The sequence below is a fragment of the Methylobacterium sp. D48H genome, from assembly GCF_053345715.1.
In genome coordinates this window covers 1-404 of sequence record NZ_JBKFAP010000097.1, presented here as the reverse complement: position 1 = coordinate 404, position 404 = coordinate 1, and the positions used below count along the sequence as shown (strand labels likewise).

Annotated in this window: 1 pseudogene; it reads left to right on the top strand. The window is 68.3% G+C overall.

Annotated features, from left to right (window positions below):
• Nucleotides 1–62: 62 nt before the first annotated feature.
• Nucleotides 63–404 (top strand): annotated as a pseudogene (locus tag ACLBX8_RS31645) (transposase); the annotation flags it as partial.

Below are 404 nucleotides of genomic sequence, written 5' to 3'. Positions count from 1 at the left end.
TGATCCTCCCTCGGCATCGCGGACACCTCTGATACGCTCATGCTGAGCGGGGAAGGTGTCGGATGGCGAAGACGAGACGCGAGTTCACGCCCGAGTTCAAACGCGAAGCGGTCGCCCTGCTGGAGAGCAGCGGCCGGCCACAGATGCAGGTCGCGGCCGAGCTCGGGATCCAGCCCTCGATGCTGAGGCAGTGGCGCGCCACGCTGAACGGGGCCCTACCCCGGCCGCGGCCGGCCGGATCGACGGGGAGTGCGCCACCAAGCCCGGTCGCCTCGCCGTCCGATCAGGCCGCCGAGATCGCCCGCCTGCGGCGTGAGCTCGACCGTACGCGCATGGAGCGCGACGTGCTAAAAAAAGCCATCGGCATCTTCGCGGAGATGCCCAAGTGACCTTCGCCTTCATCG